Here is a 23305-nt window from a genome sequence, read left to right as displayed (position 1 = left end):
CTTGCGGTTGTTTTCTTCTGTTCTCTCAACTTAACCCGCAACTTGGATAACTACATCGTAGAATCATTGAGCAATCTGGTGGAGCATTTGGCATCCGAGAGGTTGGGTTATTGGAGTCAGCGATCGCTCAGCCCCGAATGACGTTTGATGGAGAAGATTTGTACCCAAGCTTGCTTGAGAAGGCAGCAGCATTAGGGTGTTCTATCATCATGAACCATCCATTTGTAGATGGGAACAAACGTACAGGACATGCTGCAACGGAGACTTTTCTTGTCCTGAATGGGATGGAAATTAACGCTTTTGTGGATAAGCAAGAGCGTGTGGTTTTGGCGATCGCCGCGGGTGAGCTAGGACGCGAGGCATTTGTAGAATGGTTACAAGGTAACACAATCGTCAGCTAACAAGTCGTTGGAGCGGCGTATAAAAATTGATTGCTTCGTTTCAATGTTATCTACCGCCGCTCAACTTCGCCATTAGGTGGCTTAAGTATTAGTGTTGGTGGTATTTAGAGTTTATTTATTGGACTCATTAAACTTGAGATGTTGAGTAAATTCCCTCTCAAACAGCATCCAAACTATGGCATTTGAATTCGACCATCTCTTTATTTGCACAGATGTCGGTGCTTGCGAGGCGGATCGTTTGGCATCATTCGGTTTGATTGAAGGATCATCTAACACTCATCCTGGGCAAGGTACAGTCAATCGCCGTTTCTTCTTCCACAACGCCATGCTGGAACTATTATGGATTTACAGTCCAGAAGAAGCAAAGTCTGAACCCACTCATCTAACTCGCCTTTGGGAACGGTGGCGCGATCGCAACAATGGGGCTTGTCCGTTTGGTTTCTGCCTGCGCTCCACAGATTCAGGGGATACCGTTGCTTTTTCCAGTTGGGCATATCATCCACCTTATCTGCCTGAAGCGATGAGTATCGCGGTGGGAACAAATGGTGACATGTTGACTGAGCCGATGCTTTTCCAGATTCCCTTTGGTCAACGTCCAGATAGTTATCCTGCTGAAAAATCACAACCTCTCGACCATGCTGTAGGGTTACGCGAAATTACTCGTGTAGAGTTAGTCAGTCCTGCGGCAAACAGCCTTTCGCCAGAGTTTCAAGCAGTGATTAACACGAATCAGGTCAAAGTTCGTGTAGGAACAGAGTATTTTGTAGAGCTTGGTTTTGATCAAGAACAGCGAGGAGAACAGGCAGATTTTCGACCTGAATTACCGCTTATTATGAGTTGGTAATGTAAAATCCACACCTAACCATCCTGTCGCACACCGACCTTATAGAGTTTTTGCATCGGGTTAAGGCTATATGCAAAAGTCATCCTCTGGCAAAGTTTGCAGGAACTTTAAATGACTCAGAGGCGGAAGACCTACAACGAGCGATTGCAACCGAGTGTCGGCAGGTAGATATAAATGAGTAGTGAGATTACGCTGATTATCTCGATGGGCTGACACTGAAACACTGGTAGTCAAGCCTGTGTAAGGTATGCCGTATTCAGCTAACACGTCGGATGGACGAGTGCGGCTAGTGCTGAGTTAAAGTTTTCTGCCGCCGCTGCATTTTGCCGGTAGCTAGTTTCTGTATGAGGCGTTGGAGGTATAAACGGGAACTTTAAAGACAGTCTCATCGTACCGCTATAACTCCTATGACCATTGAGGACTGCCAAAATCAACTGCGACTCTCTGTTCAATATCAGAAAATTTTGGCAAGAATCTTGGCAAGGATTCGTGCATCGGTACAGATAGACTCACTTTGTTCAACATCCTGCCAAGATATTTGTCGTCAACTGAAAATTGAGCGAGTGGCAATTTACCAGTTCAACGCAGATTGGAGCGGTAGTTTCATCAATCAATTTGGGTTTGCCGAACCACCCTGGGACACCTTGAGCGCCTTTGGGAAAGATTTGGTATGGCAGGACTCCTATCTCCAAGAAACCGAAGGTGGACGCTATCGCAAAAACGAGCCATTCGCGGTGGAAGACATTTATGAGGCAGGGCACGCTCATTGTCATGTTGAAGTACTAGAGCAATTTCAGATCCAGGCGTATGCGATCGCGCCCATTTTTGTTGGCGCGAAACTGTGGGGGCTGCTAGCCGCCTATCAGCACTCCGCACCTCGGCAATGGCATCCCCATGAAGTGACCTTTCTTGCCCAAGCTGCCAACCACTTAGGCATCGCGATGCAGCAGGCAGAAACCTTAAAGCAGGCAGAACAACGCAACACCGAATTGCAAGATGCAATCTCTCGACAACGTGCCCTAACCCAAGTCGTCGGCAATATTCGCTCCTCCGTAGACACTCACATCATCCTCGATACAGCTTGCCAAGAACTCTGCAAACTCCTCAAGCTAGAGCGAGCAGCGGTGTATCGCTTTAACGAAGACTGGAGCGGTGAGTTTGTCAGTCAGTTTGGCATGGTAGAACCCCTTTGGGATCGGGCGACTCCCTTCGGCAAAAACTTGGTCTGGGAAGATACGCACTTACAAGAAACTCAGGGAGGGCGCTACCGCAGCAACGAAAGTTTTGCCGTGGTAGACATTTATGAAGTCGGGCACGCACGCTGCCATCTTGACATTCTGGAGCAATTCAAGATTCGTGCCTATGTCCTTGCTCCCATTTTTACCGGAACCAAACTTTGGGGACTCGTCGCCGCTTATCAGCACTCCAACCCCCGTCAGTGGCAAGCGTTCGAGATTGAGTTTCTAGAACAGGTTGGAGCACAATTAGGCGTTGCGATTCAGCAAGCCGAGAATTTGAAACAGTCAAGACAACAGGCGATCGCGTTGCAAGATGCGATCGCTCGTCAACGCGCCCTCACCGAAGTCGTCGGAAAAATTCGCTCCTCGCTCGACATTAATTTGATCTTGAAAATGACTTGCCAAGAGGTCTGCAACCTGTTGCGCGTTGAGCGGATTGCAGTCTACCGCTTTAATGACGATTGGAGCGGAGAATTTATCAGCAATTTTGGCATGGTCGAACCCCAATGGGACAGCGTCAATCCGTTTGGAAAAAACTTAGTTTGGCAAGACACTCATTTACAGGAAACAAAAGGGGGACGCTATCGAAATAATGAATCTTTTGCCGTCAGCGACATCTACCAAGTGGGTCACTCGCGCTGCCATCTTGACATTCTGAAGCAATTTAAGATCCGCGCCTATGCCCTCACGCCCATTTTCGTAGGGCGCAATCTTTGGGGACTTCTAGCTGCCTATCAGCATTCTGAAACTCGTCACTGGGACGCTGTGGAAGTGGAATTTTTAGCACAAGTCGCGAGTCAACTCGGGGTTGCCCTGCAAAGTTCTGATTTGTTAATGCAAACCCAAATTCGCGCCGATGAGCTGCATCAAGCTGCCGAACAACGCCGGATCTTGTTTGATTTAGTCGTCAAGATTCGCGAGTCGTTCATTTGGGAGCCAATTGTCAAGCCGGCGCTCGCAGAAGTCCGGCGAGTGCTAGACGTCGATCGCGTCGGAATTCTTCGCTTTGAGTCGGATTCTGAATATTGCAGTGGGGAATTCATTGCAGAAGATGTACTGCCTAACTTCGATTCTGCTCTCAATACAAAGGTGCACGATCGCTTTGGTCAGCAGCATATGAGTCAGTTTTCTCAAAGAACAGCACAAGTTATTTCGGATACGACTAAGCTGGGAGCCAAGCTTCCGTATTTCGATGTGATTGAGTGGTTTCAGGTCAAGGCACAAATCACCGTTCCTCTGATGGAAGGCGACACCCTCTGGGGGCTCCTATGCATTCACCAATGCAGCAAAACCCGCGAGTGGGAAGAAACAGAACTAGAATTTGTCACCCAAGTAGCTGCCCAAATCAATGTAGCACTGCTTCAAGCCAGTCTCTTCCACCAGTCGAGTTTGCTCGGTCAAACGCGCGAAGAGGCAGATCAACTTGCCCAAGCTCTCAGAGAACTCCGCGCTGCTCAACTCCAAATCATTCATGCCGAAAAAATGGCAAGTTTGGGGCAATTAGTCGCAGGAATTGCCCACGAAATTAACAATCCAGTTAATTTTATTTATGGCAACCTAGAACACGCTGAGCAGTATATCCACGAGTTACTGCATTGTATCAATCTATATCGACAGCATTACTCTGATCCGGCACCGCAGATTCAACAGCATTGGCAGAATGCGGACTTAGACTTTACTCTCGAAGACCTGCCCAAACTGTTTCAATCGATGACAATAGGGACAGAGCGGATTCGCGATATTGTCATGTCTTTACGAAACTTCTCGCGGTTGGATGAAGCCGAGTTTAAGTCGGTTGACATCCACGAGGGGATTGATAGTACGTTGATGATTTTGCAGCATCGCTTGAAGCCTACTGCCGATAATCCAACGATTCAAGTGGTTAAAGACTACGACGCACTTCCGGCTGTGGAATGTTACCCAGGTCAACTGAATCAGGTCTTCATGAACTTGCTGTCGAATGCGATCGATGCGGTTGAAGAACGGAATGCAAAGCAACCGCCGAGCGCCCTTGCAGCGTCTCCTGGCGAAATCCGAATTTCCACATCCGTTATCGATCAAGATTGTGTGTCGATTCGGGTTTCAGACAATGGATTGGGCATTGATGAAAGCGATCTGTCTAAGTTGTTTGACCCGTTCTTTACCACAAAAATTATTGGAAAAGGAACAGGGCTGGGGCTTTCGATTAGCTACCAAATCGTGACAGAAAAGCACAATGGTAAGATCTACTGCCACTCGACACCGGGTATGGGTGCTGAATTTGTTGTTGAGCTACCGATCCACCAGCCACTAGGCAATTAAGCGTCTAAATCAAGCTAGTCGGATCCCTCCAGTTAACAAAGCGATCGGCAGTTGAATAATTTTGCACTCGGCAGCGGTGTCACCTACCGCTGCTCATCTTAGGCGTTAGCTTGTTTCGATTATTAGGTTGTGACGGTAGTTTGGAGTTGACCTGTTAAGCTTTAGTATCAAAACCTTGAGTTGACAGAGGTTGAAGATGGAAAACGATGCAAAGTTTATTTTGTATCTGGCAACAACTCTAGACGGATACATCGCGAGTTCAGATGGCAGTATCGAGTGGCTGACCTCGTTTGAGACAAATGGCGAGGATAACGGATATATAGCCTTCTACGAGACGATCGATGCTTTGGTCATGGGATCTGCTACCTATGAGCAGGTTGTAGGGTTTGGGGATTGGCCATATCCTGATAAACTCTCGTATGTTCTGACGAATCGCAATTTATCGACAAATCGTAATGATGTAGTGTTTGTCAGTGATGTTAAAGCGATTTTAGAAGATGTAAAACGCAAAGGCTCTAAAAGAATCTGGATTGTTGGGGGCGGCAAAGTTGCATCGTTATTTATGGTACAGGGGTTAATTGATGAGCATATCCTGACGCTAATTCCGATTATTTTGGGAGCAGGGATTTCTCTTTATCAAGCCGTGCCAGAACAGAAGTTAAATTTGGTCAAGACCACATCTTATGCGTCAGGTGCTGTAGAGCTACGTTACAAGAAACGGTAAAAATGGGAGATTTCTTGAAGAGCGATCGCAAGCAACAAGCTGATGAAGCAAGCGTTTAAGAAGCTTTAGCTGCCCTACATCTATTTCAATTTAAGTATTCAACCATCATGCCCAAAACGAGTTTGATAGGCTGCCGGAACTTTCGTGGGACGCTTTGCGCGAAGCGCAACTCCGCAGAAACCGTAGGGCCATGACTTAATAGCGGGCGATTCGGTTGAATCAGATTGACTTGATTAAGAGTGCGATCGCTTCTATTTATAAATGTTGTATCCATAACTACTGGATCAACTCCATACCCTTAATATGGACTTGATACTCAATTAGCCACGGAGCGTAACTCATCTTCATATCAGCAGATTCTTGCAATACCTTAACGTTGCTCCATTGGGTCAATCTTTTTTTGTGAAATAATCTGTTTACTAGTTGCAACATCATCTGAAGAGTTTCCGATCGAGCAATCTGTTGATTAGCGAGCAACAGAAAACATTTCAGCGCCAGCAATGATCTGACAGTGGTGATTGGGGAGCAGAGTATGTTCACGGTATTTCACAGCAATCTTGGTAATTTGACAGTTAATTCTCGTGAGCATTGCTATCTCTGGGAACCTGGTTTGGTGTGGCTCCATGCGTTGTCTGATGGACTGACAGCTTTAGCCTGCTTTTCTATTTTCTTGGCACTGCTCTATTTTGTGCGTCAACGTCGAGACTTACCCTACTCCTCGATTCTTCAACTGTTCGGGGTTTTAATGGTTACTTGGGGGTTAACGCATGCCGTTGAGATTTGGGCGCTCTGGCACCCGCTCTATTGGGTTTCCGGGGCATTGAAGTCTGTTACTGCCGCCATCTCCTTAATGACAGCTTCAGTGTTAATTTCTGCAATTCCCCAAGCATTGACCCTACCCAGCCGCCGCCAGTTAAAAGCTGCCAAAGTGGAATTGGAAATTAGTGAGCATAAATGCATTGAAGCTGAACGCAAAGCTAATGAAGCCGCTCTAGCGGAATCACAACAACGATACCAAGCCCTCGTAGAAAATTCTCCCGACATCATTGAACGGTTTGATTTGCAACTGCGCCATCTCTACGTCAGTCCAGTCCTCACCGAAATTACTGGGGTTTCCACAGAAGTCTTTTTGGGCAAAACCTGCCGCGACCTAGGCATGAATGAGGTCATGATTACCACCTGGGAGGCAGCAGCGACGGCGCTGTTGAAAACCGGACAAAAACAGGTCATTGAATTTACAGTACCTACCCTTAAGGGGCTTCGTTCGTTTGAAATGGCGATCGCTCCTGAGTTGTCTAATCAGCAGACGATGGAGTCGATCCTCTGCATCTCTAGAGATATCACTGACCGCAAAGCTGCCGAAACTGCCCTACGGGAGCAGGAACAGCGGGTTGAAAGCATCCTCAGTTCTGTTAAAGGCATTGTCTGGTCTCGCCATGCAAAAACCTCAGAACTGCTCTATCTCAGTCCGACAGTAGAAGAAATCTATGGTCGTTCAGTATCGGAGTTTCTAGCAAACTCTAACCTCTGGTTTGAGATGATCCACCCCTACGATCAGGCGGTAGTGACGGCTGGAATGGACGAACGGCAACAAACCGGCAGCACAACTCTGGAATATCGCATCATTGCGGCGGATGGTCAAATCCGCTGGTTACAAGACCAGTCTCAGCTCATTTATGACACAAACGGGGAACCCTGCCGCATTGATGGTGTTGCCACAGAAATTACTGCTCTCAAAGCGACCCAAGAGTCGCTGAGGGTCAGTGAAGAGCGCCTACGCCTTGCCTTAAAAGCCACCAACCAAGGGCTTTACGATCTCAATCTTCAAACCGGAGAAGCCATTGTTAACCCTGAATATGCCACTATGTTGGGCTACAATCCGGCGACATTTGAGGAAACGAATGCCAAGTGGATTGAGCGGCTCCACCCCGACGACGGTGAGACGGTTGCCAATACCTATCGCGCCTATGTGAAGGGCGAAATCTCCGACTATGCGGTGGAATTTCGACAGCGCATGTGTAATGGAAACTGGAAGTGGATTCTCTCGCTGGGCAAAATTGTTGCCTGGGACGAAGCAGGCAACCCTCTGCGAATGTTAGGCACCCATACCGATATTACTGAGCGTAAAAAAGCTGAAGCAGCGCGGTTACAGGCCGAGAAACTGCGCCTAGAGTTTACCCTGCTGGAAACCATTCTCGACATCAGCCTGGCCGGATACTGGGATTGGGATATTCCTAACCATCGAGAGTATATGAGTCCTGGACTGAAGCGCATGTTTGGCTATGAAGATCACGAGTTGCCCAATGTGCCAGAAACTTGGCAAAGCCTGATCTTTGCAGAAGACTTACCGGGAGTGCTGGAGTGCTTCGATCGCCACGTGCAAAGTCGTGGGGAAGTGCCCTACTACAACGAGGTGCGCTATCGCCACAAGAATGGATCGATGATTTGGGTCATTTGCGTCGGGCAAGTGATTGACTGGGATGCAGCCGGACAACCCTTGCGAATGATTGGCTGTCATGTTGACATTACAAAACTGAAGCAAACTGAAGCCCAACTCCAGAAGAGTGATGCCCATTTAAAATCGGCACAACGCATTGGCAACCTGGGCAGTTGGGAAATGGATTTGTCCACTGAGAAGGTTACCTGGTCAGACCAGGTGTTCCGGATTTTTGGGCGCGATGCATCTGCTGGAGCGCCCAGCTTTGAGGAAGTTCAGCAGCTATTTCACCCCGACGATCGCGACGTTCACCAGCAAACGGTAGAAACAGCGATCGCGACTGCCCAACCCTACGAACTTGAATGCCGCGCTTATCGTCCCGATGGCACGTTGGTGCATGTGCAAGCCAAGGGAGAGCCAAGCTTGAATGCAGCGGGGCAGGTGCGTCAGCTCACTGGCACAGTGCTCGATATTACTGAACGCAAACAAGCTGAAGCCGCTTTGCGTCAGAGTGAGGCAACCAATCGTGCCTTGATTAGCGCCATTCCTGATTTACTGATCTGGATTGATCAAGATGGCACGTATCTCGATGCCCTCGGCAGCGGCAAAAGTATCAAATTGCTCAAGCCATTGCCAGAACTGATAGGGGTCAATATCTATGATGTTCTTCCTTATGAGCGGGCGAAAGAACGCATGCATTATTTGGAGCAGGCACTGCACACCCAGGAACTGCAAGTGTATGAGTATCAACTTGACGTTGAAGGCGAAATTCGAGATGAAGAAGCTCGGCTTGTGATGTGCAGAGAGCGGCAAGTGCTGTGCATGGTGCGAGACATTACCGATCGCAAACAAGCCGAAGAACAACTTCTGCAAACCACGGCGCAACTAGAAGCGTCTAACCGCGAGTTAGAAGCCTTTGCCTACTCGGTGTCTCACGATTTGCGATCGCCCTTGAGAGCGATCGACGGCTTCAGCAAAGCATTGCTAGAAGACTATGAAGAGCTAATTGATGACGAGGGCAAAGATTACTTCGATCGCATCCGGCGTAACGTGCAGCGAATGGGAATGCTAATCGATGACCTGTTGCGCCTCTCTCGCGTGTCGCGCTCTGAAATGCGATACACAACTGTCAACCTCAGTGCGTTGGTTCAAGAACAGGTGGAGGAATTAAAAGCCTCAGAGCCAGAACGGCAGGTTGAGTGTACGATCGCGCCTGATGCGATCGTCTATGCTGACCTCACCTTGATGCGCGTTGTAATTAGCAATCTATTGCAAAATGCCTGGAAGTTCACCAGCTATCACTCCTCCGCCCAGATTGAATTTGGCATCCTCAAACAAGACGGGCAATCTGTCTATTTTGTCCGCGATGATGGAGCAGGCTTTGATATGACCTATTCCTCCATGCTGTTTGGGGTCTTTCAACGCTTGCACAACACTGATGAATTTCCGGGTACAGGCATCGGCTTAGCCACGGTACAACGGAGCATTCATCGACATGGCGGTCAGGTTTGGGCAGAAGCCGCCGTGGAGCAGGGAGCTACAATTTACTTCACAATACCCACTCCATCCATCAGGACAAGAGCTTAACTATGACTTCTCTGCGTCCCATCTTACTGGTCGAGGATAATCCTGATGATGAACGTCTCACCATTCGGGCTCTCCGCCGTGGCAATATTGCCAATGAAATTCTTGTGGCTCGCAATGGGGAAGAAGCTTTAACTCTGATTTTTAGTCTAGAAGCACTACCAGGTGTAGTGCTTCTAGATTTAAAGCTGCCCAAAGTTAATGGTTTAGAAGTCTTACGGCAAATTCGAGCCAGCGACAAAACTCGCTTTTTGCCTGTAGTGGTTTTAACCTCCTCTAGTGAAGATCGCGATATTGTAGAGAGTTATAGCCTCGGGGCCAATAGCTATGTGCGAAAACCCGTTAAGATTGACCAATTCACCGAGGCGGTGCGCCAACTGGGGCTGTATTGGATACTACTCAACGAACCATTACCCGGAGGGTTGTGACCTATGCGTGAACCCTTGACTGTCCTGATGGTTGAAGATTCAGAGGATGATGCTCTGCTCGTGCTGCGAGAACTGCGTCGGGGTGATTTTGACTTGATCTGGGAACGGGTGCAAACGGCGGAAACGCTCCGTGCTGCTCTGGCTAATCGTTCCTGGGATGTAGTGATTTCAGATTATCGCTTACCCGAATGCGATGCACCCGAGGCACTGGAGGTTGTCCGGCAAAGTCAGCTCGATCTTCCCTTTATTGTGGTGTCGGGCACGATCGGCGAAACAGCAGCAGTCGCCATGATGAAAGCGGGTGCTCATGATTATCTGATGAAGGATAATCTGACTCGGTTGCCAGAGGCGGTGCGGCGGGAAGTGCGAGAGGCTCAAATCCGGGCAGAGCGAACACAAGCGGAAATCCGATTACGTCGCACTGCCGCGCGAGAGCAATTGATCCGGATGGTGACGGAACGCATTCGGCGATCGCTCGATCTAAATGAAATTTTGACCACGACCGTGACTGAAGTGCGCCAAGTCTTGCAGACCGATCGAGTCCTCTTATTTAGGGTAAATTCGGCGGAACGGGGCTATGTCGCGCAAGAGTCGGTGGATGTGAGCTGCCAAGCCCTTCTAGGCCAAGACATCTATGACCCCTGTTTGCAATCGACGTACATTGATCAGTATGTGCAGGGGCAAGTCCAGGCGGTCTCGGACATTGACGATGGCCGCATCGAGTCTTGCTATGCCGATTTTCTCAGACAGTTTCAGGTGCGAGCAAATTTGGTCGTGCCCATCCTTTACTCTACAAGGCTATGGGGATTGCTGATTGCCCACCAGTGCGATCAGCCTAGGCAGTGGTCTGAGGACGAGATCCAGTTATTGAAACAACTGGCTGACCAAGTTGCGATCGCCATCCATCAAGCTGATCTTTATCGACAGACCCAACTGGAGCTAGCAGAACGCCAGCGAGCAGAAGCCGCTCTGCAAAAACTCAACCAGGAACTCGAACAACGGGTGCAAGAGCGGACTCAAGCCTTGCAACAACAGGCAGAACAAGAACGCCTGCTGCGAGTGATTATCCAAAATATTCATCGATCGCTAGATCTAGAGGAGATTCTGGCAACAGTGCTCAACGAAACCCGCCAGACGCTGCAAGCGGATCGGGTTACCATCTACCAATTTTCTCCAGATTGGAGCGGTCATTTTGTGGCAGAGTCAGTGGCGGAGGGATGGGTGCCTTTGGTGGGAGAAGGTATTCAGACTCTATGGGAAGATACCTATTTGCAAGAAAAACAGGGCGGCAGGTATCAAAATGATGAACCCTTTGCTGTCAATGATATTTATACAGTTGGGTACAGCCAATGTCATATCGATATATTGGAGCAGTTTCAGGTTAGAGCCTATGCGATCGCGCCCATTTTGCTAGACGGCCAGCTCTGGGGATTACTTGCGACTTACCAAAATAGTAGCTCTCGCGAGTGGCAGGACTGGGAAGTGAGCCTGCTGCAACAGATTAGTATCCAAACGGCGATCGCCCTCCGCCAATCGCACTTGTATCAAGCCGCTCAGACACAAGTGAGGGCTTTAGAGGAGCTTAGTCAACTGAAAGATGATTTTCTCAGTACGGTTTCCCATGAACTGCGATCGCCTCTGGCAAATATCAAAATGGCAATTCGGATGGTGCAGTTGAGTCTCAATCAACAGCAGGTTCATGATGAGCGATTAACCCGTTACCTTCAGATCCTCGAAGAGGGATGCACTCAAGAACTGACGTTGATCAATGACTTGCTTGACTTGCAGCGATTGGAAGCAGGAGTACAATCTCTAGAGTTAGAAAGCGTTGACCTGAATTATTGGCTACCATTTATCGCAGAACCCTTTGAAGCCCGCGCTCAAAAACAGCAACAGAGTCTGCATCTCCGTTTACCCCCAGACTTGCCAACCATTACGACAGATTTACCTGGGTTCAAACGCATTCTCATGGAGTTACTCCACAATGCCTGCAAATATACGCCACCCCATGAGCAAATCACGATTACAGCCCAGGTAAACGATAGAACTCTACAAATTCAAGTCAGCAACTCAGGCGTGAAATTACCACCCGAAGCATTACCGCACTTATTTGAGAAGTTTTACCGCGTTACTAGTGTCGATCGCTGGGAACATGGTGGAACTGGACTAGGGTTAGCACTGGTAAAACGTCTGATTGAGCACCTGAATGGTTCAATTGGGGTTGAAAGTGTTGACTCTACTATCTGCTTTACTATCCAGCTACCGCTCGAAACTCAACATCCTTAACGATTGCTGGATGATAACTTGTCTTGATTACGTACTTAATTCTTTTGATCAAACAATTGTTGGTGATTGTATTAGTGATTGCCGAAGCCGCAAAATGAGTTTCATAAATAATTGGCTAAACCTTGCCAAACATTTCGCGGCAGAAGATTCACGGAATGCGAAATCGATCACATGAATACGATGATGCAATCCCAATTGGATTAATTATTTTTCACAACTGCATCACCTGGCAATTGGTACAAATAAAATAATAGAGGAATGATACAAATTCATCCAGAAAAATTTGTTGCTAGGCTGCATAGCGCTCAACGGTGATACGTGTAAGAGCAGACTGAACTGTCAAACAGGAGATAGTTATGCAAACTCTTGACCAAACCAAAGCAGAAGCCTTTGCCGAACGAATGCTAGATGTACTCAACAGTGGCGCGATCGCACTGATGACCTCGATCGGACATCGCACCGGATTATTTGACACGTTAGCTAATTTGCCACCTTCTACCAGTCAACAGATTGCAGATGCCGCCGGACTAAACGAGCGATACGTGCGGGAATGGTTAGGTGCAATGGTAACAGGACGAGTTGTAGACTATGATGCGATCGCTAAACTCTATTCCTTACCTCCTGAACACGCTGCATTCTTAACCCGAGCCGCCAGTCCTAACAACATCGCCGTAACGACACAATTCATTCCCCTCCTATCAACCGTCGAAGATCAAGCGATCGAGTGTTTCCATAAAGGTGGAGGCATTCCCTATTCTGCTTATCAGCGATTCCATCAAGTCATGGCAGAAGATAGCGGACAAACCGTTGTTGCAGCCTTAGAAGAAGCAATTCTTCCCTTGGTTCCTGGTTTATCAAACGCCTTGGAGCAAGGAATAGATGTGCTGGATGTCGGTTGCGGTAGTGGTCGCGCGTTGAAAGAGATGGCGCAGCGATTTCCAAAGAGCCGCTTCACAGGGTATGACTTCTCCCAAGAAGCCATCGCGATCGCTCAATCTGCCGCGATCGAGCAAGGACTTGCTAATCTGCAATTTCATGTCAAAGACGCCGCTAAACTCGACGAAGTAGAGCAATATGATTTGATTTGCACGTTTGATGCGGTTCATGATCAGGCAAAACCAGATGCTATGTTGCGCGGCATCTATCAAGCCTTGCGTCCTGACGGCATTTACTTGATGCAAGACATTCGCGCTTCCAGTCATGTTGACGGCAATCTAGATCACCCGATCGCACCGTTTCTCTACACGATATCTTGTTTGCATTGCATGAGCGTATCGCTTGCCGCAGATGGAATGGGACTGGGTGCTGTATGGGGCGAAGAAAAAGCTCTAGAAATGTTGAAAGAAGCTGGATTTAGCCGTGTAGAGATCAATCGGCTCGATCATGATTTTGTGAATAACTACTACATCGTCATGAAAAATTAGGAGGAGGTTATGTGTCAAATCTGTGCATTGTCATCGCGCTATCAAAACTTGAGCAAACAAGAATTGAGCAAACCAGGACTGAGTAAACGAGAAACGCGATCTCTCAATCCTCAACCTCTTTCTGTCTTGGTCACACTGAACTCACCCTCTCAAGGCTCCAACCAGTCTTCTACCTCAAACACGCCACCCGCAGGGAAACCTGCTTCGTAAAACCGCATTGAGAAGAGAACAAGCCACTCGCAAACGCTAAAGCGTCTTCGACTATTTCACCCTCTGCTCCAGTAGGAGTAACAATCAGGCTATTGAAGCTCTTGTATCCAACGTTGCAGCAGAGCAATAAGATCGTGTGTTGTTGTAATAAAGCAGATGCTTAGAAAAGCCCGCTGAACTTGCAGAGGTAGAGCGTTTCTAATAAACAACAGCATTTCAGAACTATGAAATGGTTGATTCAATATCTTTATGACATCAAATTAGGTAAAGCAGTTCTGTGGTGTTACCTGATTTGGTATGTTGTCGTGGTTTGTTTCTATTTTGATCCGTCACCAAAGCTATGGATTAACTCAATTGGTATCAGTGCTGTTATCGGTACAGGACTATTATTAAGTGTGTCTTCTGGTGAGATTGGCAAAAGCGATCATTGGCAAACCTTCAGGTTATATCTCATGCCATTCTGTGTCTCAAGCTTTTCTGCTTTGATTAAAGGACAGGGATTCATCGTCTTCATATCACCCAAACTTGCAGAAACATCAGTCGCAGTATTGTGCTGTGTTCTGTTTCTGTCAGTCGTTTTAGGAATCAAATTAACTAAAAATAAATCTGCTTGACGTTCTGCTTGACGGTGCGATCGCGGTCACTTTGCCAGGTTCAATTGGTTATACGTCCGCTGTAAACTGCGATCGTAATAATTTGAGCCGCCATTCTGCTCAGTTCTCCCGTTCCTGAATTAACAGGATAAGCCGGAAAACATGCCCCGCTCAAACTCAATCGAATTGCACTTCCGATCGGAATCTGAATGCAAGTCGGCTGAAGCACAATTCTCACCTCGCCTCCCCTCTCTCCGTGGGACTGGGGGTGAGGACACCTCACATATCCCTGAGAGAAGTTATAAACACCACCATTCGGTTTCACTTCCGACAACACCGCACAGATATCAAAACTTGGTTGCTCGGCGCTGCACTCTAACTCAACTAAGAGTTCTCCAGCCAAATGCAGCACTTCCGTTAACGGTTTAGACGTGTACGTGAGAATATCACTCCGACAATCGAGCGAGGAACGATCGAAGGAACCACACGGGTAAGCAGCATGACCACCTGAAGCTGGGACGGGTCGCCACGGATCGTGAACGATGATATCGGCAGGAGAAAGCATCTGGGGTGTGGAAACGAGAGAACCATCTGTTTCGTCAACCCCAGCAAGTCCACTACTGCTGAGGTGAAACGCTTGAGCAGCATCTGACGGAAACTCAGAATAGGAGCGCCATTGGTTGCTGCCCATTTCAAACAGCTTGATCGGAGGTTCGTCTAGAAGCCCAGTATCTATGCCTTTGAGAAACTGATCGAACCATCGGACTTGAGCGAGATCGCACTTGCTCACCGCTTCTGCCCCATAATCGATCGCGCCAACTTTGCGACCCCACGGTAAATGCGCCCACGCACCCACGATCAAGTGTTGCGCGGGTTGCTTCATTGCTTTATATTTCATTGCTTTGTAGAAGTTCAATGTGCCGCGCATATAAGTATCAAACCAGCCTCCGATATGCAGCATCGGCAAATCAAAGTTTTCTAAATACGTAAGCGGCGATAATCGCTTCCAATAGTCATCTTCAGGATCGGGATGATCAAGCCAAGTCTGGTAGAACGGATCGTAGTGCGCCAACTCCTGCATTAGTTGCGGACGAGTCGGAATTGGATCGTAGAGTGGAAGAGTGCGAGCCGCATTCGAGAACTTTAAGAAGGCGGCCTCATCTCCTTTGAGTCGAGCCGTTTCAGCCGCAAGTTGAATTGCCCACGCCAAATTAGCAAACCAACAGAATGCACCGCCTTCATAGGCCCAATCGTGATACAAATCACCTGCCAACATAGCAGGACAGAGCGCTTTGAGCGCGGGAGGTCGGTTGACGGCCGCATAGAGTTGAGTCATTCCCTGATAGGAAAATCCGTACATTCCTACAACGCCAGAGCTTCCCGGCAAATTTGCTGCCCAATTGACCGCATCGAAACCGTCCTCAATTTCATGCTCAAACAGCTTAAATTCTCCTGCTGATGTGCCTCGTCCGCGCACATCTTGAATGACGACAATGTATCCCTGCGCCGCATACCAAGTTGGATGAGCATAGACAACCGTCGATGCGATCGCGCGTCCATACGGTTGCCGCATCAACAGCACCGGAAACTCACCCTCAGTGTCGAGATAATACCTGTCGGGATAATACACATCCGCATCGAGCCGGACGAGATCGCGGGTCAACATGGAAACGGTTTTCATCATGCGTTGAAGCGGTTTTTCGGCTGCAAATTACGTCACTAACTGTGGCAATGGGGCGCGTTGCAAAACGGCTAAATCTTCGGCGTCGAGTTCTGCCGGAGTGCCACTGCGAATCAGTTCCGCAAAATCTTCGTTCGGAATCATGATACACAACGTATAGAGCCGCTCTGAACCAACGTTGCGGATTTCGTGAATTCCGGTTGCCGGAACGAGCAAGCTATCTCCAGGACGAATGGGCACTTCTTTGCCGTCGCAGTTAGCCATCCCTTCGCCTTTCAGCACGAAAAACATTTCGATCGCACGCTGATGACGGTTGGGCGGTGTCTTGCCGCCAACGTCGAAAATTTCGACACAAACAGTGAGGGAGAAGTTCGCGATCGCCGGATCAAATACGATCGCCAATCGATTCGTGTCGTGAGGACTAATGCGATAAACCTGATAATCGCGAGGAGATTTGATCACTGGAATTACGCAGCATTCATCATCCATCGCCGTGCCCTCAACTACTTCTAATTCACTACTTCTAATTCACTACTCCTAACTCTGTGCCCAAATTGAATATGGGAACAATTTTTTGTAGAGGCGCGGTTCCTACGGAGTTGCGCTCTGCGTTAATCGCGCGTCGAGCCGGACTGACATCGACACCAATATGAGCTAATCAGCCGTTAGGATGACAAAAATCATTTTGCATGTCAATCACTAAACAAGCAGACTTCGTAAGATCAAGCCGCACGATCTTTGTATCGGTTTGGAGTGAAATAATTGTTGGAGGTAAAGGCGGGCGAGATATATCTGCGGTCGTTTCATCAACAAACCAAGCATTGGGGCGAACGCCTAAAACATGTTTCGGTTGCGTCATATTCGTGCTGTAGAAAGAATCTCTCTAAGCGAAAGAACTTGGATCGGTGGGGGAACTCCGAAGCGCGATCGCGCTTCATTTATTACTACAAACTGCTTCATCAAAGCGGTTCTAAACGTTACTTAAATTCACTATTAATGGTAGGCTTTAGCCAGAAAACCGCTCGGCTCAAATTTAAAGCAGAAGAGCGCAATCTATTAGAGCTTGCGACGTGATCCGTTGGGGCTTGCAAAGCAATCATGCTCTTTGTCTCTGCATCACAAATTTGTTATGACGAGTTATAAACTATCCCAATTCTGTCATTTCCGACTATAAATAACTCACGCCAAATCATTTACAGTTATCGTTTGGTTTTGCTATGCGTCTCTCTTCTGTCACCGTTTGCACGCTTGCAGCGTTCTCTACTCTCAATGCCGCTCAAAACGCCACGGCTGCCCCACCGGATTTAACCCCAACTGCCCCTCAAGACGTGGTGATTCCATCGGAGACCGGAGCGGCTAAAACGGTGGTTAAAACGGTGACGTCTGTTGCTCCTCCAGCAATTTCGACTCCAGAGTTCTCAACTCAAGCCGTCACCTCTGTCAAACCTAAAGACTCTGTCAAACCTAAAGACTCTGTCAAACTTAAAGACGTTACGATTCCTTCCAAAGCAACGTTTCAACCGTCTCAATCAAGCAATCAGGTCATTGCTCAACAAATCACTGCTCCGCCACCTCAGCAGTCGGCTCAATACTATCAAGAGTTTCAACCTGTTCCAGAATCCGCAAATTCTGCTGCCGCACCTGCTCCAGAGCCGTCACGCCTAGAGCAGCCAAGTTGGATTATTCCGACCAACGCTCAACCCACAGCTCAACCTTCTCAAGTTCCGACCCTAGCGCCTCAACCCACGGCTCAAGCTCCCACTCCTGTCCCTCGTTCTGCGCCCTTACCGCCCGATTTGGTCGTCATCGCGACGGAAGTTCAAATCTTGGGAGCCGACACAGAACTTCAGCAACTCGTTCGCTCTAGTATTCGCACGCAGCTAGGCGGACAGACGAGCGGCGCACAGCTTCAGGCAGACGTGGCTGCAATTTTAGAAACGGGACTGTTTAGCAATGCCAGTGTGAGCAGTCAGACGAATCCGAATGGATTGAGCGTTACGTTTCGAGTGCAACCTATTGTTGTGAGATCGATTCGATTAGTCAATGCAAGAGCATTGACGAGCGAGATCGCTAACAGCTATTTCAAAAATCAAGTCGGGGCGATCGTCAGTCCAACCGCGATCAATCAAAGCATTCGTCAGATTAATCAATGGTATGCCGCGAACCAATATAATCTGGCGCGAGTTGTAGCTGTCACTCCCAGTCGAGAGGGCGTCCTAACCTTAGAAGTAGCAGAAGGCGTGGTCAGTGGCGTACAAATTCGCTTTACCGATGAGAATGGCAAGCCGACAAATGACAAAGGGGAACCCATTCGTGGCAGAACGCGAGAAGACTTCTTGAGACAGCAAATTCAATTGAAACCGGGACAGGTGTTTAAGGAAGACTTGGCGCGGCAAGATTTACAGCGTATCTTTCAAACGGGTTTATTTAACAATGGTCGGATTGCGCTCGAAGGCGATGCGCGGCAAACTCAAGTTGTTTACGTCCTGACCGAAGCGCGATCGCGGGCTGTTAATGTGAGCGGCGGCTTCAACGACGATCTGGGACTGTTTGGAAATTTTGGCTACAGCGATCGTAACTTCAACGGGGTCGGGCAGGAACTCGGCGGCAACTTGCTGGTCGGAACCCGAGATGTGCAGTTCGATGGACGCTTTGTGAGCCCGTACCGAGCGAGTGAACCGGATAAGTTGGGCTATACGATTAGTGGATTCCGGCGGCGCGGCTCATCGCGTGTGTTTGATGATGACATTGAGTTAGCCAACGGCGATCGCGTCCGAGAAGGACGATTTGGCGGCGGCGTCGCGGTGAATCGCCCGATTGGAGAAGGCTGGAATGGTTCGCTAGGACTCAACTATGAGCGAATCAGCCTGCGGGATGGAAGTGGAAATGTAGTTCGCCAAGATGAACGAGGGAATCCTCTTTCGTTGAGCGGCACTGGCATTGATGACCTAACCACAATTAATTTCACCGCCACTCGCGATACTCGCAATAATTTTATTGATCCATCAAACGGTTCACTTCTAACCTTGAGTACCGATCAATCGATTCCGATCGGGCGCGGCAACATTCTGTCTAATCGGTTGCAGGCAAACTATTCTCAATACACTCCGGTTAATATCTTCAATTTGGAAAAAGCGCAGGGACAGCCCGAAGTCTTTGCCTTCAATCTGCAAGCAGGAACGACGATCGGTGATTTGCCTCCTTACAATGCGTTTAGCTTGGGCGGCCCCAACTCGGTGCGCGGCTACGATGTAGGGACAGTTGCGATCAGTCGCAGTTTCATTCTGGCATCGGCTGAATATCGGTTCCCGATCTACAGCATTATTGGTGGTGCTGTCTTTGCCGATTTTGCGTCTGACCTAGGATCGAGTCGCTCCGTTTTGGGTCAACCTGGTATTGAGCGGGGGCGATCGGGAACGGGGTTTGGAATTGGGCTAGGAGTGCGCGTAAGGTCTCCGCTTGGCATCATTCGAGCAGGGTATGGCATCAACGATCAGGGCGAGGGTCGCCTGCAAGTCGGTATCGGCGAAAAGTTTTAGATGCAGCAAGACTAACGCTTCTGCGATCGCTCTATCTAAATTGCTAACCCCAACAAATAGCCTCTATCCCGTTCCTGCCAATGATGAGGTTGGCGTTTTCGCTAGAACAGGTTTCGTTGCTTTGTCGATTGCAATGTATGGCAATGTGCGATCGCGGCTTGCTTCAAGTTCTTCAAGCTCATTCTGTCTTGGCTAAACTGCGAATTGAGATTAGACAGACTCAGGCATGATTGCTCTCAAACTCACAGCAGATCTATTAGTATTTTTTAAGTTTGCTGATGATTTATACCTCTATGTCTGATGTATCCATTCAACTCGTGCAGTTTGCAGATCAGCGCGGCTCCATTTCTCAAATCCGAACGTGCGTCTTTCAGCAGGAACAGAACGTCGATCCGGCTTTAGAGTTTGATGGAAAAGATGAGCAAGCTCTGCATCTTTTAGCCTTCTTGGGTACTCGCCCGGTTGGCACGCTGCGAATGAGAGAAATCGAACCTCGTGTCGCTAAATTAGAGCGCCTTGCCGTTTTGTCAGAATTTCGTCACCGGGGAATAGGGAGAAAATTAACAGAATCGGCTTTAGAATGCTTGATAAGCAAAAAGTTCGCTCAAGTTCGGCTCCACGCACAAGTTGCAGTGAGAGAGTTTTATACAAAACTCGGCTTCATTGCAGAAGGGGACATCTTCGAGGAAGCAGGAATCCTGCACATCAAGATGGTCAAGCACATTAGTTCGTAGCTATCGGTTGTTCTTTGTAGTTTTGGTCGTGTTCTCAACTACAAAAAGCAGCGGATGGCTCGCGAATTGCAATAGTGGGGTGAGTGAGTGATTGCGAAAGAACGAGCGTGGGTTGATGGATTACCGATTTTAGGAGGCATTTGGCTGCTCGGCGCGATCGTAGACCGACTGTGGTTTGCGATCGATCAGTCTGTGCCCGCTTGGGATCAGGCAGACTATTTAACCGGAGTGCTGAATTACTGGAAGGCGTTGCAGCATCCACAGTGGTTCTCGGGCGAATGGTGGACGGGTTTCTGGATGCTGTCATCCAAAATTCCGCCCTTTGTCTATATCTCGACTACTCCAATCATCAGTTTGTTTGGAGCCGGGGCAGATGAGTCAACGTTGGTCAATCTGCTCTATAGCGCGATATTGCTTGGTTCTGTCTATGGGTTAGGACTTCGATTATTCAGCGTTCAGGTCGGGTTGTGGGCGGCAGGACTCTGTATACTGCTCCCCGGACTGTATGGAATTCGCTTGGATTTCTTGATCGACTTTCCGCTCGTGGCGCTTGTGTCTCTTAGCTTTTGGTGTCTGACGGCGTGGTGGTTGACAACCGATCAAACGGCTACGGTTTCAGATGAGGGGAAGGCACAAGCGACTAAGCCAGGCTTGATGGCGACGATTGTTCAGGTAACGGCTATTGTTCGTGGATTTCAAAGCTTTGGCGGCGCAATTCCCGTGCAGGCACAGCCTTGGCTTTGGGTCAGCGCGTTTGGTGTGGCGTTTGGTTTAGCATTGCTGACGAAACAAACAGCTCTATTTTTCTTGCTGACGCCGATCGTTTGGCTGGGCGTTCTTGCCATTCGCCAGCGGCGTTGGATCAAGCTGATTCAGCTAGTGATTGGGCTAGCGATCGCGCTTTACGTCTGCTTGCCGTGGTATCGCACTAATTGGCTGTTGATTCTGACGGCTGGGAAACGAGCGACGGTAGACTCTGCGATCGCAGAAGGCGATCCACCGCTAAACAGTCTCGCGGCTTGGACATTCTATCTGACAGAATTGCCCGAATTAATCTCGCTGCCAATCTTGATCATCGGACTGGTCGGACTGATTTTGTACTGGAAGCGGGCGGTGATTAGTCACAATATCGCGATCGTGAATGGTCGATGGGTCAGTTCTGTAGACTACGGCGGACTGCGCAAGCGAGGCTATCGACAAGATGTATACGCCTTGTGGTGGCGATCGGTGCGATGGCTGCTCGTGTTTTTCATTGGGGCTTATGTGTTGTGTTCGCTCAATGTGAACAAAGACGATCGCTACATCACACCATTGCTGCCCGTGTTGTCGATTCTGTTAGCGCAAGGATTGGTGTTCTTTCCCGATCGTCTGCGGCTGTTTCGGTGGTGGGCAGTGGGCTTAGCGGCGATGCTGATGGTGCTGAGACTGTTGCCGTTGGGAGTGTTGCCTACGCTATCTGATGATCACGACCATCGGGCAGTGCTGGCGAGTGACTGGCATCAAGCCGACGTGATTGATGAAATCATTCAAACCGCTCCAAATGTGAAAAGCACGGTTGGCGTTCTGCCTTCCCTTGCCGAGTTCAATCAACACAACCTCAATTACTTTGGAGCGCTAAGAAACTTTCAAGTTTATGGGCGACAAGCCGGAACAAATGTGCGACAAGTCGGGGAAGATTTGCGATCGCTCTCCTGGTTCATCACCAAAGAGGGCAATCAAGGGGCAATTCGTCGCACTGACGCTCAAGCTGCCCTGACCGCCGCGATCGCAAAAAGTCCTGAGTTCCGGCTGCAAAAAACGTGGTCATTGCCCGATCGCACGCAGTTGAATTTGTATCATCGAACGGTTCCTAAGGTGCAGGTGCAGCCTGGAAAAGAAGAGTCAAACGTTCGACTAGAAAAGGTTCGATTGGAGCAGATTCGCGTTCCCAATCAAGCGGCATCCGGTACGGCAATACCAATGACCTACCGTTGGTCAGGCTCTTGGAAAGACTTGCGATCGGGATTGGTTCTGCTGACGTGGCAACGGGATAACAATTCTTCTGAAGCTTCTTCTAAAGTGGCGTCGGGCGTAAATCGATGGTTTCATGATCACGCGATCGCGCTTGGGACGCTTCAACCTTCTGCCCAAAATGACACGGCCCAACTGCAAGTCGTCGAACGCATCGCGGCTCTGCCTCCAAAAGCGGCACAAGGCACATACACGCTCAAAGCAACCTATCTCAACCGCGAGACTCAAGACACGTATGACATTGCTGTTCCTGACGTGCGATTGACGCTCAACCCACAAGCCGCCGCGTTTGCGATTCAAGAGCCTGATCCAGTAACGCAGGTGCGATCGCTCGCCGCTAAAATGCGAAACGGTGTGACTCAGTTGGGTGACATCTTTGAAGAAATTAGCCAACTCAATCAATACGATCCGGTGCAAGACTATGTGGTGCAAGCTCGGCAAATTCTAGGATATCGACTCAAACAAGAGCCGCAGAATCGAGAATTTGCCTATGGGTTAGCGTTGGCAAATGTGTTGGCGCGACGAGCTGAGCCTGCGATCGCGGCGTTTCAAAAAGTGGTAGAGCTTGATCCAAAAAATCCGGCGGCTCATGCCTATCTTGCGTTTGTAAATCTGTATGATTTCCGTCCGAGAGCAGCTCAAGCGGCGATCAATACTGCGTTAGCGCTCAATCCAAATTTGCCAGAGTTACATACGCTCAACGCGGTGTCAGGACTGATGCAGGGCAATCTGGTTCAAGTTTGGCGAGAAGTTCGGAGAACGCCTTAGTGTCTTCAGTCTAGAAACCAACCACCTATGGCTCCAAATCTCTAATTCCTACTAGGTTGTGTTGACATTTCAGCGAAGTTCAATCAGCAAGGCAGTGAAATAA

Annotated in this window: 18 protein-coding genes; 14 read left to right on the top strand and 4 right to left on the bottom strand. The window is 48.8% G+C overall.

Translation table 11 applies throughout. The annotated features are described in order from the left end of the window. Positions 1-62: 62 nt before the first annotated feature. From AC5JLB_RS02905 to AC5JLB_RS02890, 4 genes are all read left to right on the top strand, one after another. Positions 63-401 carry a type II toxin-antitoxin system death-on-curing family toxin gene (locus AC5JLB_RS02905; RefSeq protein ID WP_495872358.1) on the top strand — a complete coding sequence of 113 codons (339 nt, stop codon included), beginning with the start codon at positions 63-65 and terminating at the stop codon, positions 399-401. A gap of 175 nt (positions 402-576) precedes the next feature. Continuing rightward, a complete protein-coding gene (locus AC5JLB_RS02900) occupies positions 577-1245 on the top strand; it encodes a VOC family protein (RefSeq protein WP_495872357.1) in 669 nt (222 codons plus the stop codon). Between the two features lie 407 nt (positions 1246-1652). Next, on the top strand, positions 1653-4784 hold the full coding sequence (locus AC5JLB_RS02895; RefSeq protein WP_495872356.1) for a GAF domain-containing protein: 3132 nt from the start codon (positions 1653-1655) through the stop codon (positions 4782-4784). 196 nt (positions 4785-4980) lie between these two features. After that, positions 4981-5508 (top strand): dihydrofolate reductase family protein, encoded by a 528-nt coding sequence (locus AC5JLB_RS02890; protein WP_495872355.1) that lies wholly within the window; start codon positions 4981-4983, stop codon positions 5506-5508. A gap of 85 nt (positions 5509-5593) precedes the next feature. Here AC5JLB_RS02890 and AC5JLB_RS02885 read toward each other — a convergent pair whose 3' ends face one another. Further along, the gene (locus tag AC5JLB_RS02885) at positions 5594-5782 is read right to left on the bottom strand and encodes a hypothetical protein (RefSeq protein WP_495872354.1); all 189 of its coding nucleotides are present in this window, start codon (positions 5780-5782) and stop codon (positions 5594-5596) included. A gap of 258 nt (positions 5783-6040) precedes the next feature. Between AC5JLB_RS02885 and AC5JLB_RS02880 the strand changes: the two genes are divergently transcribed. From AC5JLB_RS02880 to AC5JLB_RS02855, 6 genes are all read left to right on the top strand, one after another. Continuing rightward, complete coding sequence (locus tag AC5JLB_RS02880; RefSeq protein ID WP_495872353.1) at positions 6041-9532, top strand: PAS domain-containing protein; 3492 nt, start codon at positions 6041-6043, stop codon at positions 9530-9532. 2 nt (positions 9533-9534) lie between these two features. Continuing rightward, positions 9535-9957 carry a response regulator gene (locus AC5JLB_RS02875; RefSeq protein ID WP_495872352.1) on the top strand — a complete coding sequence of 141 codons (423 nt, stop codon included), beginning with the start codon at positions 9535-9537 and terminating at the stop codon, positions 9955-9957. A gap of 3 nt (positions 9958-9960) precedes the next feature. Beyond that, complete coding sequence (locus AC5JLB_RS02870) at positions 9961-12243, top strand: hybrid sensor histidine kinase/response regulator (protein WP_495872351.1); 2283 nt, start codon at positions 9961-9963, stop codon at positions 12241-12243. Between the two features lie 356 nt (positions 12244-12599). Further along, positions 12600-13667: a class I SAM-dependent methyltransferase gene (locus tag AC5JLB_RS02865; protein ID WP_495872350.1), complete on the top strand. Its 1068-nt coding sequence runs from the start codon at positions 12600-12602 to the stop codon at positions 13665-13667. 9 nt (positions 13668-13676) lie between these two features. Next, the gene (locus AC5JLB_RS02860) at positions 13677-13877 is read left to right on the top strand and encodes a hypothetical protein (RefSeq protein ID WP_495872349.1); all 201 of its coding nucleotides are present in this window, start codon (positions 13677-13679) and stop codon (positions 13875-13877) included. 224 nt (positions 13878-14101) lie between these two features. Beyond that, entirely contained in the window at positions 14102-14491 is a 390-nt protein-coding gene (locus AC5JLB_RS02855) for a hypothetical protein (RefSeq protein ID WP_495872348.1), read from the top strand. Positions 14492-14531: 40 nt separating this feature from the next. Here AC5JLB_RS02855 and AC5JLB_RS02850 read toward each other — a convergent pair whose 3' ends face one another. From AC5JLB_RS02850 to AC5JLB_RS02840, 3 genes are all read right to left on the bottom strand, one after another. After that, entirely contained in the window at positions 14532-16154 is a 1623-nt protein-coding gene (locus AC5JLB_RS02850) for a CocE/NonD family hydrolase (protein ID WP_495872347.1), read from the bottom strand. A gap of 27 nt (positions 16155-16181) precedes the next feature. Further along, on the bottom strand, positions 16182-16640 hold the full coding sequence (locus tag AC5JLB_RS02845) for a cupin domain-containing protein (RefSeq protein WP_495872346.1): 459 nt from the start codon (positions 16638-16640) through the stop codon (positions 16182-16184). 169 nt (positions 16641-16809) lie between these two features. After that, a complete protein-coding gene (locus tag AC5JLB_RS02840; RefSeq protein ID WP_495872345.1) occupies positions 16810-17010 on the bottom strand; it encodes a hypothetical protein in 201 nt (66 codons plus the stop codon). Positions 17011-17048: 38 nt separating this feature from the next. Here AC5JLB_RS02840 and AC5JLB_RS02835 point away from each other — a divergent pair, with 38 nt between their 5' ends. From AC5JLB_RS02835 to AC5JLB_RS02820, 4 genes are all read left to right on the top strand, one after another. Next, complete coding sequence (locus AC5JLB_RS02835) at positions 17049-17225, top strand: hypothetical protein (RefSeq protein ID WP_495872344.1); 177 nt, start codon at positions 17049-17051, stop codon at positions 17223-17225. A gap of 143 nt (positions 17226-17368) precedes the next feature. Next, entirely contained in the window at positions 17369-19690 is a 2322-nt protein-coding gene (locus tag AC5JLB_RS02830; RefSeq protein ID WP_495872343.1) for a BamA/TamA family outer membrane protein, read from the top strand. A 278-nt stretch (positions 19691-19968) separates the two neighbouring features. Beyond that, positions 19969-20424 carry a GNAT family N-acetyltransferase gene (locus AC5JLB_RS02825; protein WP_495872342.1) on the top strand — a complete coding sequence of 152 codons (456 nt, stop codon included), beginning with the start codon at positions 19969-19971 and terminating at the stop codon, positions 20422-20424. An 87-nt stretch (positions 20425-20511) separates the two neighbouring features. After that, on the top strand, positions 20512-23202 hold the full coding sequence (locus tag AC5JLB_RS02820; RefSeq protein WP_495872341.1) for a phospholipid carrier-dependent glycosyltransferase: 2691 nt from the start codon (positions 20512-20514) through the stop codon (positions 23200-23202). The last annotated feature ends 103 nt before the right edge of the window (positions 23203-23305 follow it).

Source organism: Myxacorys chilensis, from assembly GCF_059505265.1.
Note: the sequence above shows the minus strand (reverse complement) of the source record. Positions and strands in the feature narration are given on the sequence as shown.